We start from the raw sequence: 15,869 nt of genomic DNA, 5'->3' as shown, positions 1-15,869 counted from the left end.
ACCCGCTTGTCATCGAACGAACCGGCGTTACGCCAACTCATCCAGCAAGGCCAGCAAGGCTGTGCGCTTCTCGGCACCCAGTTTATCGATCAATCGTTGTTGCGCCGCTTCCCAAGCCGGCAACGCCGCCGCCAACCGCGCATGCCCGGCTTCGGTCAGCTCGACGATGCGGTTGCGCAGGTCTTCACCTTCGGCCAGCGCCACCAACCCCTCGCCTTCCAGCACCCGCAGGTTACGCCCCAAGGTACTGCGGTCCAGGCCCATGGCCTCGGCCAGGGAAGAAATACTCGGCTGGTCCAGGCGCGCCAGGTTGCTCAGCAAAGAATACTGGGCAACGTTGATCCCGAAGCCGTCGAGGGCGCCGTCGTAATACCTGCTGACGCCACGCGCGGCACGACGCAGGTTGATGCACAAGCATTGGGAAGGAAGCATAGTGCGTGTATATACCCGGGGTTGATTGAATGCAAATTTAAATGGCGATTTTCCCTTATGCCATGTTCCCTAGCCTCGCTTTCTCCTGGTTTTTTGCTTGGTCAGGACAAACGGAATCGTCAACCAGACGGAAATAAATCCCACAAAATCAGGCGCTTTGGCTGACATCCTTTTCAACCATTACTCATTAGAGTCCCCCACCTGTAATGTCTGACAGGTTTCAGGTGCTTTGAATCAAGCTATAAACGAAACCGTGCTTTCAGCCCTGCCTGCGGGCTTGAAGACGGGTTGTGCGAACCATGCCATCAAGAAGTGGGAAGATTCCGCCACCCCCACGCCATCAAATAATGATGATGAATGGGAGTTTCAGTCATGTACCACAGCACCGCGATTTCTGGACGTTCGGCGCCATACCAGGACCATTACCACTCCACGGAAAAAACCCCTGCTCAAACGATCCGACTCACTAAGCGGGAGAAGGAATTTCTGCAATGGAGCGAGGCTGGCAAATCTTCTTGGGAGATTGCCGTCATCGTTGATTGCAGCGAGGCCAACGTTAATTATCACTTCAACAACATTCGCCGAAAATTCGGCGTCAGTTCGCGTCATCTCGCGGGAAAAATCGCGCGCGAACGAGGCTTGATCTGAGCGCTCCGATGGCTTGTCAGCAGCGGTCGGGATGTACTTGGCCCCTGTAGAGGCAGCAATGAATCTGAACCACACGCCCGAATGCTGCGACATTTTCGGCCTCAGCACCTGTGACGATACGCGAGTGTCGCACAGGCCTCCTTCGGACAACCCTATACGCATCATCCTTGCCGATGATCACCCCGTCGTGCTGACGGGTATCGAAATGGTCCTGGCGGGGGCTGGATTTTCAGTGGTTGCCAAGGCTCGCAACGCCGATGAACTGCTCCAGCACTTGGAGCGCACCCCCTGCGACCTGGTCATCAGCGACTATTCGATGCCCGATGGGCAGTTCCCGGACGGCCTGGCCCTGATGGGCTATTTGAAACGCCACTACCGCGCCTGCCCCCTGATCGTGATCACCATGCTACGCAATCCGTCCGTGTTGCAGGCCTTGCTCAATACCGGCGTGAACGGCTTGTTCGATAAACGCAGTCCTTTGATGGAACTGAAACAGGCTATCCTCGGTGTCACCCAGGGACGGCAGTATGCATGCCCGGCTTTTCTTGAGCTTCTGCGAGGGCAATCCTTGGCCGCCACGCGCTCGGACGCCAACCGGGTGAGCCTTTCCGAACGGGAGCTGGAGGTGGTGAGGCTGTTCGTGCACGGGATGTCGGGCAGACAGATTGCAGCCCAGCTCAATCGCAGTGAAAAAACTATCAGCCGACAAAAACGCACCGCCATGGACAAATTGGGGCTTGGGCATGACGGTGGATTGATGGAGTTTGCTCGGATGAGTGGGTTAAAGGGTTGACCCCTCAGATCCCGAAACGGCCCACCATCGCGTTCCCGTCAACTCAGACCCACCCCAACCCCACCAACACCGCTATTTCAAGCAACTCCAGCAACGCCCCGGCGGTATCCCCGGTGCAGCCCCCGAGCCTGCGCAGCATCATCCGCCGCAAGCCAACGAACACCGCGAAGGCAACGGCCAATGCACAAACGCCGTGCCACCCCGCCACCAGCACACAGCCCAACGCACACACCAACAACACCCATCCACCCGCGCGCCGGGGCAGATGATCGGCAAGCGCTTGGCCCAACCCGCCGGCGCGCACGTAAGGTGTGCTGAGAAACAGGCCAAGCAACGCCGCACGCCCCAGCACCGGCACGATGATCAAGGCCAACGCTTGCCCCTGCTCGATCAATGCCAGCAGCGCGGCGAACTTGAGCAACAACACCAACACCAGGGTGATCACCGCAATCGGCCCGCTGCGCGGATCCTTCATGATCAGCAGCGTGCGTTCGCGGTCACCAAAACCGCCCAGCCAGGCGTCGGCGCTGTCGGCCAGGCCGTCGAGGTGCAGGCCTCCGCTGAGCATCACCCAGGCCGTCAGCAACAGCGCGGCGTGGAGTAGCGACGGTGCACCCATCAGCAGTGCATTGAGCAGCCACAGCAAAGCACCGAACACCAGCCCCACCAATGGATAGAACAGCAGCGAACGCCCCAGTTGTTCGGGCTCGGGCATGCCAGGCAGGCGCACCGGCAGGCTGCTGAGAAATTGCAGGGCGATCCAGAACGGCAACATGGTCAATCCGTCTCTTCGAGCACTGAACCTGCCGACACGGTCAGGGAGAACAGTGCGCCATGGGCGACTTCGACGTTGAGCAATTGCTCCCGTGGCAAGCCGCGGGCCTGGGCCAGCAGCAGCCGCATCACGCCGCCGTGACTGACCAGCAAGACCCGCTGACCGGCATAGGCCGCGTGCAAGCGGTTGACCGCTGCCAGGACGCGGTTGGAAAACGCCAGCACTGGCTCGCCTTCGGGGGGCGTAAAGGCATAGGGATCGGCCCAAAACCGGCCCAGTGCTTCGGCGTCAGTCTCCATCAACACCGCCGCGCTGCGGCCTTCCCAGGCGCCGAAATGCAGCTCTTGCAGATCCTTGTCCAGATGCACCGGCACACCGAGTCGGGCGCCAAGTTGCTCGGCGAAACGCGCGCAACGTTGCAACGGCGAACTCACCAGCCGATCCCAGGGCCCGCCCGCCAACACCGCTGCGTGCATCTGCTCCCAGCCCCTGGCGGTCAAAGCGTCGTCGAGGCTGCCGCGCAGTCCGCCGCCCAGCTCGGTTTCGCCGTGACGCAGCAGGTCCAGGCGCAAGGTCATGCCGGGCGATCCGCCACGGCCGCTTCAGCAAACGTCGCCATTTGCCCGTGAAGGTCACAGGCCAGGCGCAACAACGGCACCGCCAGCGCCGCGCCACTGCCCTCGCCCAGGCGCAGGCCGAGGTCCAGCAACGGTTCGGCGCCGAGGGTTTCGAGCACGTGGCGATGGCCCGGTTCGGCACCGCGATGGCCGAACAGCAACCATGGCCGGCATTCAGGATTCAACCGCACCGCCAACAGGGCCGCGACGCTGCAGATGAAGCCATCCACCAGCACGGCGATGCCCTGCTGGGCACACGCCAGGTACGCACCGCCCAACGCGGCGATTTCAAAACCGCCGAGGTTGAACAAGGTCTGCAACGGGTCATCGCGCTGGGCATTGTGCCGCGCCAGGGCCCGCTCGATCACTTGGGCCTTGTGGCTGACACCCGCCGCGTCCAGCCCAGTGCCCGGCCCGACCAGATGCGCCACTGGGCAATCGAGCAAGGCACAGGCCAGGGCGCTGGCGGCCGTGGTGTTGCCGATGCCCATTTCGCCGCCGATGAACAAATGCGTTCCCGCCGCGACGGCGCGCGTCACGCTGTCGCGTCCGGCCTGCAAGGCTTGTTCGCCCTGGGCCGCGGTCATCGCCGGGCCGTGGACGAAATTCGCCGTGCCCGGCCCGACATGCAAATGCCGCACACCGGGCAGGTCAAGCGCAGGCGTCACGGTGCCCAGGTCCACCACTTCCAGAGACACGCCCAATTGCCGCGCCAGGACGCTGATGGCCGCTCCGCCGCTGACGAAGTTGAGCAGCATCTGCCCGGTCACTTCCTGGGGAAAGGCTGATACGCCCTCGGCCACCACGCCATGGTCGCCAGCGAAAATCGCGATCCAGACTTGATCCAGGCGCGGCTTGACCTGCCCTTGCAGCCCCGCCAGTTGCACCGCCACCGACTCCAACCGTCCTAGCGAGCCGGCCGGTTTGGTCAGTTGTTGCTGACGGGCCGTGGCCTGTTTCAGGGCCTGGGTGTCGAGGGGCTTGCATGGGTCCAGCCACCAGCGGTGAGTCATAACGCAGTACCTTTGAGAGTCAGGGGCAGGCCGGCGACGGTCAGCACGACGCGCTGACACCGTTCGGCCAAGGCTTGATGCAGCCAACCGGCTTCATCGACATAACGGCGAGTCAACTCGCCCAAGGGCACGACACCCATGCCGGTCTCGTTGCTGACAAAAATGATTTCACCGGGCAACGCGACGAGGCAGTCCAACAGCGCTTCGCGCTCTGCGTTCAACCGCTCGGGGTCGTCGAGCATCAGCAGGTTGGTCAGCCAGAGGGTCAGGCAATCCACCAGCAGGCATTGTCCAGGCGCGGCGTTCTCCCGCAGCACACGGGCCAGGGCCAACGGTTCTTCCACCAGCGCCCAGTCGGCCGGGCGGCGAGCGCGGTGTTGGGCGACACGGGCGTTCATCTCGCCGTCCAGGGGTTGGCTGGTGGCGATATAGGTCACTGGCAGGCCTGTTTCGGCCGCAAGTTTTTCCGCCAGGCGACTTTTGCCGGAGCGGGCGCCGCCGAGGATGAGTTGGAGCATGAGTCATTACCTTTTATTGGCGGTGTGGCGACCGGCCTCTTCGCGAGCAAGCCCGCTCCCACAGTTTGAAATGCATTCCCCTGTGGGAGCGGGCTTGCCCGCGAAGAGGCCAGTCAGCCACCCTAAATCCCACAAAGCTGACGCAACAACCCAATGTCCAAATGCCGTTCCACCAGATCCGCCAGCCGCTCGATATCGCGCTCGCGCAAGCCGTGGTAATCCACCGCCTGCACATCCTGCAACCCGGCCCAACGCAACAACGCGCTGCTGGCCTGGGGCGACTCGAACAGCCCGTGGAGATAGGTGCCGAAAATCTGCCCATCGAGGCTTTGCGCGCCGTCGCAACGACCGTCGTCCAAATGAACCGCCGCCTGCTCTAATGCCGGGCCCGAGGTCACGCCCGCGTGAATTTCGTAGCCGCTGACCTCGGCGTTTTCCAAGGCCAGGCGCCCGCGGACATTACGCAGTTGTTTCTCATGTTCCAGCGTCGTTTCGAAATCCAGCAGAGCCAGGCCAGCACTGGAACCCGCCGCGCCTTCCAGCCCCAGAGGGTCGTGGACCTGCTGGCCGAGCATCTGCAAACCACCGCAGATGCCCAGCAACTTGCCGCCGTAGCGCAGGTGCCGTTGGATCGTGGTTTCCCAGCCGTTGGCGCGCAGGTAGGTCAGGTCGCTGCGCACGCTTTTCGAACCGGGCAGGATGATCAGGTCGGCCGGCGGGATGGGCTGGCCGGGGCCGATGAATTGCAGGTCGACCTGTGGGTGCAACCGCAACGGATCGAAATCGGTGTGGTTGCTGATGCGCGGCAGCACCGGAACCACCACCTTGAGTACCTGCTCGGCCTTGTCGGCCTGGCGCTGGTCGAGGCCGTCCTCGGCTTCCAGGTGCAGGTCCATCACGTAGGGCAACACGCCCACCACCGGTTTGCCGGTGCGCGCTTCCAACCAATCCAGGCCCGGTTGCAGCAAGGCGATGTCACCGCGAAAACGGTTGATGATGAAGCCCTTGACCCGCGCTTGCTCGCTGGGCGACAGCAACTCCAAGGTGCCGACCAGATGGGCGAATACCCCGCCGCGATTGATGTCGGCGATCAGCAGCACCGGGCAATCCACTGCCTCGGCAAAGCCCATGTTGGCAATGTCACCGGCACGCAGGTTGATCTCCGCCGGCGAGCCGGCGCCCTCCACCATCACCACCGGATAGGCCGCACTCAGGCGTTGATGGGAAGCGAGTACCGCTTGCATCGCGATGGCTTTGTAATCGTGATAGGCCACGGCGTTCATGGTGGTGACGGCGCGGCCATGGATGATCACTTGGGCGCCCGTGTCGCTGTTGGGCTTGAGCAGCACCGGGTTCATGTCGGTATGCGGTTCAAGGCCGGCGGCCTGGGCCTGCACGGCCTGGGCGCGACCGATTTCGCCGCCGTCGGCTGTCACGGCGCTGTTGAGCGCCATGTTCTGCGGTTTGAACGGCACCACGCTGACACCCTGGCGCCGAACCCAGCGGCACAACGCCGTAACCAGGGTACTTTTGCCGGCATCGGACGTGGTGCCTTGCACCATCACTGTGGTCATTGGATGTCCTTGGTGTAGGCCTCGAGCGCCTGTTCGAGACGCAGGAACTCGGCGTCATCAGCCGGCAGCCCGAAGCGCAGGCTGCTGTTGTGGACGAACAAGCGCAGGAGAATGCCGCGCTGGGCCATGAAATCGTGAAGCTCCTGGGCCTGATCCGTGACCAGCCATTGGAACAGGCCGCAGCCGCCCTGGGGTTTGAAACCGTAGCGTTCGAGGATCAGCGCCAGGCGTTGACTGCTGGCTTCGCAGCGTTGTCGCTGGCGGACTTGGGCAGCGGTATCCAGCAGGCAGGCCTGGCCCAGCACCCGGGTCGGCCCGCTGACAACCCACGGCCCGACCTGTTCGGCGAGTAACTTGAGCAAGCGACGCTCGGCCAATACAAACCCTAGGCGCACCCCGGCCAAGCCAAAGAACTTGCCAAACGACCGCAACACGATCAGCCCGACCTGATGGGTTTGGTCCGCCAGGCTGAGGTGCGGCGTAACGTCCATAAAGGCCTCGTCCACCACCAACCAGCCGCCGCGTTGGGCCAAACGGGCGTGCCAGTCCAGCAAACGCTCGGGAGTCAGGCTCAGGCCGGTGGGATTGTTCGGGTTGACCACCACCAGTACGTCGAGGCTGTCGAGAAAGAAATCCACCTCCGCTTCCAGCACTTCACGCACGATGTAGCCGGCGCGGCGCCAGGCTTCGGCGTGCTCGGCGTAGCACGGTGACAAGACGCCAACCTTGCCCGCCCGGCGCAGGCGCGGCAGCAATTGGATCGCCATCTGCGAACCGGCCACCGGCAATACCTGCGCCGCGCCGTAATAATCGCAGGCGGCGTGCTCCAGTCCGTCATCGGTTTCCGGCAGGCGTGCCCAGGCGCGCAACGGTATCGTCGGGACATCGAACGGCCAGGGTGCCAGGCCGCTGGACAGATCCAGCCAATCGGCTTCGGCAATGCCGTATTGCAAGGCCGCGTTGCGCAAGCGTCCGCCGTGCTCAAGCATAAAACTCAGCTCCCAGGCAGAGAATCAGCAACCACAACCATACGCCGCGCTGGACCAATTGCCAGCCGCGATCAATGGAGTCCGCGCTCGCCGGCACGCCTTCGCCCAGCGGCGGACGTTGGTGCAGTTCACCGTGGTAAACCGCCGCCCCGCCCAACTCGACACCCAACGCACCAGCACCGGCGGCCATGACCGGCCCGGCATTGGGGCTGTCCCAGGTCGGACCCTGGGTGCGCCAGCACTTGAACGCCAGGCGGGTTTTGCCGAGCAACGCGTAGGTCAACGCCACCAGGCGCGCAGGGATGTAATTGAGCACATCGTCGATCTTGGCCGCCGCCCAGCCGAAGCGTTCGAAACGTTCGTTGCGGTAACCCCACATGGCGTCGAGGGTATTGCTCAAGCGATACAGCACCACGCCAGGCGCGCCGGCCACCGCAAACCAGAACAGCGCGGCGAACACCGCATCGCTGCCGTTCTCCAGCACCGATTCGGTGGCGGCGCGAGCCACGGCGGTTTCGTCCAGTTCCGCGGTTTCGCGGCTGACCAGGTAACCGACACGCTTGCGTGCTTCGTCCAGATCCCCGCCGCGCAGCGCCCGTGCCACCGGCTCGACGTGTTCGCCGAGGCTGCGCAGGCCGAGGGCGCAGTACAGTGCGAGAATCTCCACCAACCACCCAACCATCGGCGCCCAGGATAAGGCTGTGGCGAGCAAGGTCAGCGGCAGCACGGTGATGATCCATGCCGTCACGCCATGACTGCGCCAGCCACGTCCGCCGGCGTTGAAGCGTTGTTCGATGCGTTCAGCAAAACCGCCGAATGCTACCAATGGATGCCAACGCCGGGGCTCGCCCAGCAACGCATCCAGCGCCACCGCAGCGACACTGAGCAACGCGACGCTCATGGGCGCACTCCCCAATGGTTTTCATAGAGCAACTCATTCAGCGAACGCGGCTGCGCCCAGCCTTCCAACGCGAGCATTGGCGCCGGATAAAAACCTTCGACCGGGCCGAGGCACAATATCGCCAGCGGCTTGGCGCCGGCGGGCAGGCCCAGCAGGTCAGCCAGGGCCTGGGGTTCGAACAGAGACACCCAGCCCATTCCCAGCCCTTCAACGCGGGCGGCCAGCCATAGGTTCTGGATCGCACAGGACAGCGAGGCCAGGTCCATTTCCGGCAACGTCCGGCGACCGAAGATGTGCCGCTCGCGGTCATCCATCAACGCCGCCACCAGCACTTCGGCGCAGTCGTTGATGCCTTCGACCTTGAGCTTCATGAACTCATCGCTGCGCTCGCCCAAGGCCTCGGCGGTGCGGATGCGTTCTTCTTCCACCAACTGCTGGATGTTTGCGCGTAAAACCCGGTCGCTGATGCGGATAAACCGCCACGGTTGCATCAGCCCTACGCTGGGTGCCTGGTGCGCGGCCTCCAGCAATCGGCGCAGCAAGGCCGGTTCAACCGTGCCGCCGGTGAAGTGGCGCATGTCACGGCGTTCGGCGATGGCGCGGTAGACCGCGTCGCGTTCGGCCTGGGGGAAGGCGTTGTCGGTCATGGCCGCTTCGCGAGCAAGCTCGCTCCCACACTGGATTGCGTTGCACTTGAGATCACAGGGTCCCTTGTGGGAGCGAGCCTGCTCGCGAAGGCGGCCTCGAGGTCAGGCGCAAACAGCGCGGCAATCGCCCTGGGATTGGATGGAAAATAAAAATGCACATAAGAAGCCGTCATTCGCCCTTGCCGGAAAACCGCCTCTGCGCCACGCCCGCCATTAGGGCTATGGCCACGGGCAATCGGCTCAAGCTCGGTGCTGGTCAGCGAATGATGATAAGTGTGCCCACGCAAGGTGCCTTCCGGCAGATCCACTGCTTGCAGGGCCAGGGCCGCCAGACGCTTTTGCATCTGCGCATCGCCGGCGAGCAAGCCCAGCAGTTCGGCGCGGGTGCCCTCGACGTCGGTCAGGGAATCGAGCAGATACAACATGCCGCCACATTCGGCGAGCAAGGGTTTATCCGCTGCATGATGGGCACGGATCGCCGCCAGCATCGGTGCGTTACCGGCCAGCGCCACGTGGTGCAGTTCTGGGTAGCCGCCAGGCAGATACAGGCTATCGGCTTCGGGTAATGCGCTGTCATGGATCGGCGAGAAAAAGCTCAACTGCGCGCCCATCGCCCGCAGCAGATCCAGGCTCGCGCCATAGGTGAAGGCAAACGCTTCGTCCCGGGCCACGGCGATGCGCACACCGTCGAGCCATGGCTGCGCGGTGATCACTTCGGGGGCGGCGAATTCGACCGCGGGCGGCAGCGCCACTTCGCAACTGCCGGCCAACGCATCGGCTGCCGCGTCGAGGCGCAGGTCGAGGTCGTTCAACTCGCTGGCCTGCACCAACCCGAGATGACGGCTGGGCAATTCGATGCCGGTTTCCCGGGACAACGCGCCGTACCAGCGCAAGCCTTCGGTCAGGCTGCCTTCGAGCAACTGTGCATGGCGCAAGGTGCCGACCCGGTTGGCCAAGACCCCGGCGAATGGCAAGTCAGCTTGATAACGCGCCAGGCCCAAAGCCAGGGCGCCGAAGGTTTGGGCCATGGCCGTGCCATCGATCACCGCCAGCACCGGGACGCCAAAATGTCGCGCCAGATCAGCGCTGGACGGAGTGCCGTCGAACAGCCCCATCACCCCTTCGATCAGGATCAGGTCCGCTTCGCCGGCGGCTTCCCACAATAGTCGGCGACTTTCCTGCTCGCCAACCATCCACATGTCCAATTGATAGACCGGCGCGCCGCTGGCCCGCTCCAGAATCATCGGGTCGAGGAAATCCGGGCCGCACTTGAAGACACGCACCTTGCGTCCCTGTTTGCGGTGCAAGCGGGCCAGTGCGGCGGTGACGGTGGTCTTGCCTTGCCCCGAGGCAGGCGCCGCGATCAGCACCGCCGGGCATTGGCGGTTCGCCAGGGAAGCATCACTCACAATTCGACGCCTTTCTGCGCCTTGATTCCGGCCTGGAACGCATGCTTGATCATGCCCATTTCAGTCACCGTGTCGGCCAATTCGATCATTTCCACCTTGGCACCGCGCCCAGTCACCACCACGTGCTGCATCGGCGGACGGGCCTGCAAGTCGCTCAAGACCTGATCGAGGTCGAGGTAACCGTGCTTGAGGGCGATGTTGAGTTCGTCGAGCACCACCAGGCCGATGCTTGGGTCGCTCAGCAATTGCCGCGATACCGCCCAGGCCGCTTCGGCGGCGGCGATGTCACGCTGGCGGTCCTGGGTTTCCCAGGTGAAGCCTTCACCCATGACATGAAAATGCACCTGTTCCGGGAAGCGCCGGAAAAACAACTCCTCACCGGTGCTGTTGCGCCCCTTGATGAACTGCACCACGCCGCATTGCATGCCATGCCCCATGGACCGCGCCAGCATGCCGAACGCCGAGCTGCTCTTGCCCTTGCCGTTACCGGTCAGCACCAGCAACAGGCCGCATTCGTTCGGCGAATTGGCGATGCGCTCGTCGATCACGGCTTTTTTGCGCAGCATGCGCGCCAGGTGGCGTTCGTCGCGATCAGACGTATCGGTCATGGGGGAGCTCTCCGTTGGGATTGGATAACGGCGGGCGGGCACAAAAAAAGACGGCAGCAAGCCTGGCATCGCCCACCGTGATGCCGTTGGATGAGTCAGGCCGGTCTCCGGGCTCATGAGCGGCGTGATGCCGAGCTGCGCGCCTTCCCATGTCCGCGACACAGTGGCGTAGGCGCAGCGTTGACTCATTTACCGTTGCGGGGGCAGCGCCGGGTTCGTGTGCACTCACCGGCTTCCCTGTTTCACTCTGTCGGCCACGGCCACAGAGCACCTGAAACAAGCCGCGAAGGTTAGAGGGTTGGGGGTGGAGCGTCAATTAAAGCTGCCACAGGCCCAGCGCCGATTATTGGCCGAGATCAATGGAATGACGCCAATCTTGTGTCACGCTGGCGGAAGTGATATCAAAGAGACACTACGACCCGATATCACAAGAACAAGAGGGCAAGGTTATGCAAGGCATGATCATCAGCAACCCAAAACTGGAATTCCTGCGTCCGGTGCTGGAACGCTGGTTTGACTGTATCGACCGCTACAACGCCGTGCGCGGCGATAACGACACGCCCTACTGGTTCGATGAAAGGACCAACCTCGGCCTGTTGTCGGCCGCCGCCTGGATGGCCGAGATGGTCACGTTGCAAAGCGCCCCGACCCGCAAGCAGAACGAGGAAGGCGAACGCAACGTCAGCGCCGACCTGGTCATCGCCAGCACGGAGGAACGCGCCTTTATCCAGGCCACCCAGCGCTGGCCCAAGGTCAACCAACTGAACCTGACCCAGCCTTTGCTGGAAGTCACCAGCGATGCCAAGCGCATCAGCTATGCCAGCGACTTGAAATTGGGTTGCCTGTTCGTCACACCGCAAAAAGTCCAGCAGAGCGCCACGCCTGAGGAACTGCAGGACATGGTCGACGACCTGCAGAAGGAAACCACCTGTGCCGTGGCCTGGTACTTTCCCTATGCCTACCGGAAATTGCGCAACGAGGCTGGCCACTATCACCCAGGCGTCGCCGTGCTGTTCAAACAGGCCCACGGCTGACTCGCTCCCACAAGGTTTTACCTGGCAAACTGGCCTACCCGCAGTTGAACCATCGCGCGTCTACGCTTCTCTATGAATAACCACATGCATTCATAGGGAAGCCAGCATGCTCAAGCCATCCCATCTCTTGATCGTCACCCTTGCCGCAGGACTTGTCGCTTGCGGCGAGTCTTCCAGCCTGAAAGTGTCCGATGGCACCGGCCCCTCGCCGAAACTGCCCGAACCGAACAAGACCCTGATCCCCACGGTGAATATTGCCGAAGCCGTCGGTTGGCCCCAAGGCGCCAAGCCAACCCCGGCCCAGGGCCTCCAAGTGGAGGCATTCGCCGAAGGGCTGGATCATCCACGCTGGCTCTACGTACTACCCAATGGCGATGTGCTGGTGGCCGAGACCAACGCCCCGCCCAAACCGGACGATTCCAAGGGCATTCGTGGCTGGGTCATGAAGAAAGTCATGGGCCGCGCCGGCGCCGGCGTGCCCAGCCCCAATCGCATCACGCTGTTGCGCGATGCCAATCACGACGGCATTGCCGAAACCCGCACCGTGTTCCTGGAAAACCTCAACTCACCGTTCGGCATGACCCTGGTGGGCAATGACCTGTACGTGGCCGACACCGATCGGCTGATCCGCTTTCCCTACAAAGACGGTGAAACGCAGATCAAGGCGCAACCGACCAAGGTCGTCGATTTGCCGGGCGGGACTATCAACCACCATTGGACCAAGAATGTCATCGCCAGCCGCGATGGCAGCAAGCTTTATGTCACCACCGGCTCGAACAGCAACGTCGCGGAAAACGGCATCGAGGCTGAAGAAGGTCGCGCGGCCATTTGGGAAGTGGACCGTGCCAGCGGCAGCCACCGCATCTTTGCCTCGGGCCTGCGCAACCCCAACGGCCTGGCCTGGGAACCCAGCAGCGGCGCGTTGTGGACGGCCGTGAACGAGCGGGATGAGATCGGCAGCGACCTGGTGCCGGACTACATCACCTCGGTCAAGGACGGGGCTTTCTATGGCTGGCCCTATAGCTATTATGGGCAAAACGTCGATGTCCGGGTCGAGCCGCAAAACCCGGCCCTGGTGGCCAAGGCCATCGCCCCGGATTACGCAGTTGGGCCCCACACGGCCTCACTGGGCCTGACCTTCGCCGAAGGCAGCCACTTGCCGGCACCGTTTACCGAAGGGGCTTTCATCGGCCAGCACGGCTCCTGGAACCGTAAGCCCCACAGTGGTTATAAGGTAATTTTCGTGCCCTTTAGCGGTGGCAAACCCGCAGGTGAACCGGTGGATGTGCTCACTGGATTTCTGAACGCCGACGAGAAAGCCCAGGGCCGGCCGGTGGGCGTGGTGATCGATAAACAGGGTGGGTTATTGGTGGCCGATGACGTGGGGAACAAGATTTGGCGGGTGTCGGGAAAATAACCCACCCTTGAAGACTCGAGGATGAGCCCGGTGGCGAGGGAGCTCGCTCCCGCTGGGCTGCGAAGCGGCCCCAAGCATCTGGCGGTTGCTGCGCAACCGAGCGGGAGCAAGCTCCCTCGCCACTTCAGCCTCTGTAGCGGCTTTTTCAGGGATTGCGCGCCAGATGCTCCGGCTGCAACACCCGCTTGGCGCTCAGATAGGCTTTCTGCCAGTAAGCCTTGGACAAGCTGTCGAGCTTGACCGTGCCACCGGTGGCTGGCGCATGGACAAAACGGCCTTCACCGACATAGATCCCCGCGTGGCTGACCTGGGAACCGCCGTTGGTGGCAAAGAAGATCAGGTCCCCGGTCTGCAGCGCTTCCTTACCCACATCCGGGGCGCGCATGCCGATCATCTCGCGGGTGGACCTCGGCAAGGTAATACCTGCCGCATCACGGTAGACATAGCCGATCAGGCCACTGCAATCGAAACCCGAATCCGGCGTGTTACCGCCCCAGCGATACGGCGTCCCCACCAGGCCCAGCGCTCGGAAAAGCACATCTTCGGCAGCAGGAGAAAAAGGTTGCGAGGGGGCAAAGACCACCGGAGCCCGCACCGGCGCAGGCGGCGGGGTGCGGCTGGCACAGGCGCTGAGTAGCGCGGCGAGGAACACAAGAGCGAGGCGGGCCGACGTCGACATATGCAGAACAATCCTGATCTGGATGCGGCTTTTTTGCCGTGGAGATGGAAACAAATCCGCCCGCGTAATACGCAGGCGGATTGCCATCAATCAATGATCATGGATTCTAGCGGCTATGTCGCAAACTTCAAGTAAGACTTTAAGTTTGCCTTACAAACTGTGGGCTTACTTGCGAGCCGTCATCACAGTCGGTGCCATCGCGAGGGCGCGCTTGGCTTCGATGAAGGTCTTGTTCCAGTAGGTGTCGCCCAGGCTGTCGATTCGCACGCCACCGCTGCGGCGGCTGCTGGAATGGATGAACTGGTTGTCACCCAGGTAGATCCCGGCATGGCTGACGCGACCGCGACGACCATTGGTGCTGAAGAACAGCAGGTCACCGGGTTCCAGTTGGTTGCGCGCAACCAGCGGAGCGTTAACGTTGATCATTTCGCGAGTCGAGCGCGGCAGGTTCATGCCGGCCTCTTCGCGAAACAGATAACCGATGAAACCACTGCAATCGAAACCGGCTTCAGAGGTACCGCCAAAACGATAACGGGTACCGATCAACGACATGCCCCGCTCCAGAATGCTGTCGGCCAGCACTGGAAGCTGATAAGGCTTGCTGCCGGCGAAGGCGGCCAGTTCTTTGTCGGAGGCCATTTCTTCCTGGAACGCAACGGAGGAAGACTGGGCGGTAACGGAGTTCTTGACCTGTGGTTGTTGCTCTTGCTGGGACACTGGGGAGTGGGCAGCGCAACCGAACAACAGGGTAACGAGTGCGAGAGGCACGAGGGGTGCGAAGCGATTTAGCATGGGCACGACCGTGGCTGAAGTAGTAAAGATGGCGAGACTATGCCTTCTATCAACCTCATTTGCAAATTCAATCGATGCAAATGTGACTTCTCGGTTTTACGTTGCCATCTAAGCGCTTAAGCCCGTTTTGAAGATCATGCAGCCTGCAGCCCAGCAGGACCGCGGGTTTTGCCGTGTCCGGAGCAGGCTAAGAGCCACTATCTATTACGGTTCTACCAGCCCAGGGTTTCTTTCAAAAAAGGAATAGTCAGCTTGCGCTGGGCCTGAAGAGAGGCCTGATCGAGGCGTTCAAGCAACTCGAACAGAGCGCTCATGCTGCGGGTGCCACGGGTGAGGATGAAATGCCCGACTTCATCGGTCAGGTGCAGGCCACGTCGGGAAGCGCGCAACTGCAATGCGCGGAGTTTGTCTTCATCGGATAACGGGCGCATCTGGAATATCAGCGCCAGGGTGAGCCGGGACTTGAGATCCGCCAGCTTCACCGGTAACTCCCGCGGCGACGTCGAGGCAGCAATCAGCAGCCGCCGACCGCTGTCGCGCAGCCGGTTGAACAGGTGAAACAGTGCTTCTTCCCAATCAGCCTTGCCGGCCACCGCCTGGAGATCGTCCAGGCAGACCAGTTCGTACTGTTCGAGGTTGTCGAGGATTTCAACGCCACGATCCAGCAATTCGGCCAATGGCAGGTACACCGCCGGTTCGCCCAGTTGCTCGAACCGCAGGCAAGCGGCCTGCAACAGGTGCGTGCGCCCTACCCCGTCCTTGCCCCATAGATAGATCAGGCTCTCGGTCCAGCCGGCGTCGGCTTCGCAAAGCCGCTCGACATAGCCGAGTGCAGCGGCATTGGCGCCTGGGTAGTAATTGATAAAGGTAGCGTCATCACGCAGACGCACACCTAGGGGCAGCTGAATCGGTTTCATGCTGACTGAACAGTTCCAAAGGAACCGTTAGTGGCCTCTGTGTAAAGTTCGCAAAGTTTATACCCGTGACACGGACCGCACAATGCGCCGGACCACGAGTAAAATC

The 15,869-nt window shown here is 62.3% G+C and carries 18 protein-coding genes and 1 riboswitch; of the genes, 4 read left to right on the top strand and 14 right to left on the bottom strand.

The window, feature by feature from the left end; genetic code table 11:
- Window positions 1-27: 27 nt before the first annotated feature.
- Window positions 28-432: a MarR family winged helix-turn-helix transcriptional regulator gene (locus PFLQ2_RS21025; protein ID WP_003179032.1), complete on the bottom strand. Its 405-nt coding sequence runs from the start codon at window positions 430-432 to the stop codon at window positions 28-30.
- Window positions 433-804: 372 nt separating this feature from the next.
- Between PFLQ2_RS21025 and PFLQ2_RS27590 the strand changes: the two genes are divergently transcribed.
- A complete protein-coding gene (locus tag PFLQ2_RS27590; RefSeq protein WP_033045937.1) occupies window positions 805-1,080 on the top strand; it encodes a response regulator transcription factor in 276 nt (91 codons plus the stop codon).
- A gap of 58 nt (window positions 1,081-1,138) precedes the next feature.
- Window positions 1,139-1,873: a response regulator transcription factor gene (locus PFLQ2_RS21030; protein WP_050551565.1), complete on the top strand. Its 735-nt coding sequence runs from the start codon at window positions 1,139-1,141 to the stop codon at window positions 1,871-1,873.
- 43 nt (window positions 1,874-1,916) lie between these two features.
- Here the strand turns inward: PFLQ2_RS21030 and PFLQ2_RS21035 are convergent, their stop codons facing one another.
- The 10 genes from PFLQ2_RS21035 to cobO form a co-directional block, all read right to left on the bottom strand.
- Window positions 1,917-2,648: an adenosylcobinamide-GDP ribazoletransferase gene (locus PFLQ2_RS21035; RefSeq protein ID WP_003179028.1), complete on the bottom strand. Its 732-nt coding sequence runs from the start codon at window positions 2,646-2,648 to the stop codon at window positions 1,917-1,919.
- 2 nt (window positions 2,649-2,650) lie between these two features.
- A complete protein-coding gene (gene cobC / locus PFLQ2_RS21040) occupies window positions 2,651-3,226 on the bottom strand; it encodes an alpha-ribazole phosphatase family protein (protein ID WP_003179026.1) in 576 nt (191 codons plus the stop codon).
- Entirely contained in the window at window positions 3,223-4,278 is a 1,056-nt protein-coding gene (gene cobT / locus PFLQ2_RS21045) for a nicotinate-nucleotide--dimethylbenzimidazole phosphoribosyltransferase (protein WP_003179023.1), read from the bottom strand. Before cobT ends, cobC begins: the two co-directional genes overlap by 4 nt.
- Complete coding sequence (gene cobU, locus PFLQ2_RS21050; RefSeq protein ID WP_003179021.1) at window positions 4,275-4,796, bottom strand: bifunctional adenosylcobinamide kinase/adenosylcobinamide-phosphate guanylyltransferase; 522 nt, start codon at window positions 4,794-4,796, stop codon at window positions 4,275-4,277. Before cobU ends, cobT begins: the two co-directional genes overlap by 4 nt.
- Before the next feature lie 122 nt (window positions 4,797-4,918).
- Window positions 4,919-6,370, bottom strand: coding sequence for a cobyric acid synthase (locus PFLQ2_RS21055; protein ID WP_003179019.1), 1,452 nt, complete (start codon window positions 6,368-6,370; stop codon window positions 4,919-4,921).
- Window positions 6,367-7,359 carry a threonine-phosphate decarboxylase CobD gene (cobD, locus tag PFLQ2_RS21060; RefSeq protein WP_003179016.1) on the bottom strand — a complete coding sequence of 331 codons (993 nt, stop codon included), beginning with the start codon at window positions 7,357-7,359 and terminating at the stop codon, window positions 6,367-6,369. Before cobD ends, PFLQ2_RS21055 begins: the two co-directional genes overlap by 4 nt.
- The gene (gene cbiB, locus PFLQ2_RS21065) at window positions 7,352-8,260 is read right to left on the bottom strand and encodes an adenosylcobinamide-phosphate synthase CbiB (RefSeq protein WP_003179014.1); all 909 of its coding nucleotides are present in this window, start codon (window positions 8,258-8,260) and stop codon (window positions 7,352-7,354) included. The genes cobD and cbiB overlap by 8 nt, the downstream gene beginning before the upstream one ends.
- Window positions 8,257-8,907, bottom strand: coding sequence for a 5,6-dimethylbenzimidazole synthase (gene bluB, locus PFLQ2_RS21070; RefSeq protein ID WP_003179012.1), 651 nt, complete (start codon window positions 8,905-8,907; stop codon window positions 8,257-8,259). The genes cbiB and bluB overlap by 4 nt, the downstream gene beginning before the upstream one ends.
- Window positions 8,904-10,316, bottom strand: coding sequence for a cobyrinate a,c-diamide synthase (locus tag PFLQ2_RS21075; RefSeq protein ID WP_003179010.1), 1,413 nt, complete (start codon window positions 10,314-10,316; stop codon window positions 8,904-8,906). The genes bluB and PFLQ2_RS21075 overlap by 4 nt, the downstream gene beginning before the upstream one ends.
- On the bottom strand, window positions 10,313-10,924 hold the full coding sequence (cobO, locus tag PFLQ2_RS21080; protein ID WP_003179008.1) for a cob(I)yrinic acid a,c-diamide adenosyltransferase: 612 nt from the start codon (window positions 10,922-10,924) through the stop codon (window positions 10,313-10,315). Before cobO ends, PFLQ2_RS21075 begins: the two co-directional genes overlap by 4 nt.
- An 81-nt stretch (window positions 10,925-11,005) precedes the next feature.
- Window positions 11,006-11,214: riboswitch (cobalamin riboswitch) on the bottom strand.
- A 159-nt stretch (window positions 11,215-11,373) separates the two neighbouring features.
- Between cobO and PFLQ2_RS21085 the strand changes: the two genes are divergently transcribed.
- Window positions 11,374-11,958: a hypothetical protein gene (locus tag PFLQ2_RS21085; protein ID WP_003179007.1), complete on the top strand. Its 585-nt coding sequence runs from the start codon at window positions 11,374-11,376 to the stop codon at window positions 11,956-11,958.
- Between the two features lie 106 nt (window positions 11,959-12,064).
- Window positions 12,065-13,375, top strand: coding sequence for a PQQ-dependent sugar dehydrogenase (locus PFLQ2_RS21090; protein ID WP_003179005.1), 1,311 nt, complete (start codon window positions 12,065-12,067; stop codon window positions 13,373-13,375).
- Between the two features lie 145 nt (window positions 13,376-13,520).
- Here PFLQ2_RS21090 and PFLQ2_RS21095 read toward each other — a convergent pair whose 3' ends face one another.
- From PFLQ2_RS21095 to hda, 3 genes are all read right to left on the bottom strand, one after another.
- A complete protein-coding gene (locus tag PFLQ2_RS21095; RefSeq protein WP_003179003.1) occupies window positions 13,521-14,054 on the bottom strand; it encodes a C40 family peptidase in 534 nt (177 codons plus the stop codon).
- A 165-nt stretch (window positions 14,055-14,219) separates the two neighbouring features.
- Window positions 14,220-14,846: a C40 family peptidase gene (locus PFLQ2_RS21100; protein WP_003179001.1), complete on the bottom strand. Its 627-nt coding sequence runs from the start codon at window positions 14,844-14,846 to the stop codon at window positions 14,220-14,222.
- Window positions 14,847-15,058: 212 nt separating this feature from the next.
- The gene (gene hda / locus PFLQ2_RS21105) at window positions 15,059-15,763 is read right to left on the bottom strand and encodes a DnaA regulatory inactivator Hda (protein WP_003178999.1); all 705 of its coding nucleotides are present in this window, start codon (window positions 15,761-15,763) and stop codon (window positions 15,059-15,061) included.
- Window positions 15,764-15,869: the final 106 nt, after the last annotated feature.

This window comes from Pseudomonas fluorescens Q2-87, from assembly GCF_000281895.1.
In the GTDB taxonomy this organism is placed as follows: Bacteria; Pseudomonadota; Gammaproteobacteria; order Pseudomonadales; family Pseudomonadaceae; genus Aquipseudomonas; species Aquipseudomonas fluorescens_S.
Note: the sequence above shows the minus strand (reverse complement) of the source record. Positions and strands in the feature narration are given on the sequence as shown.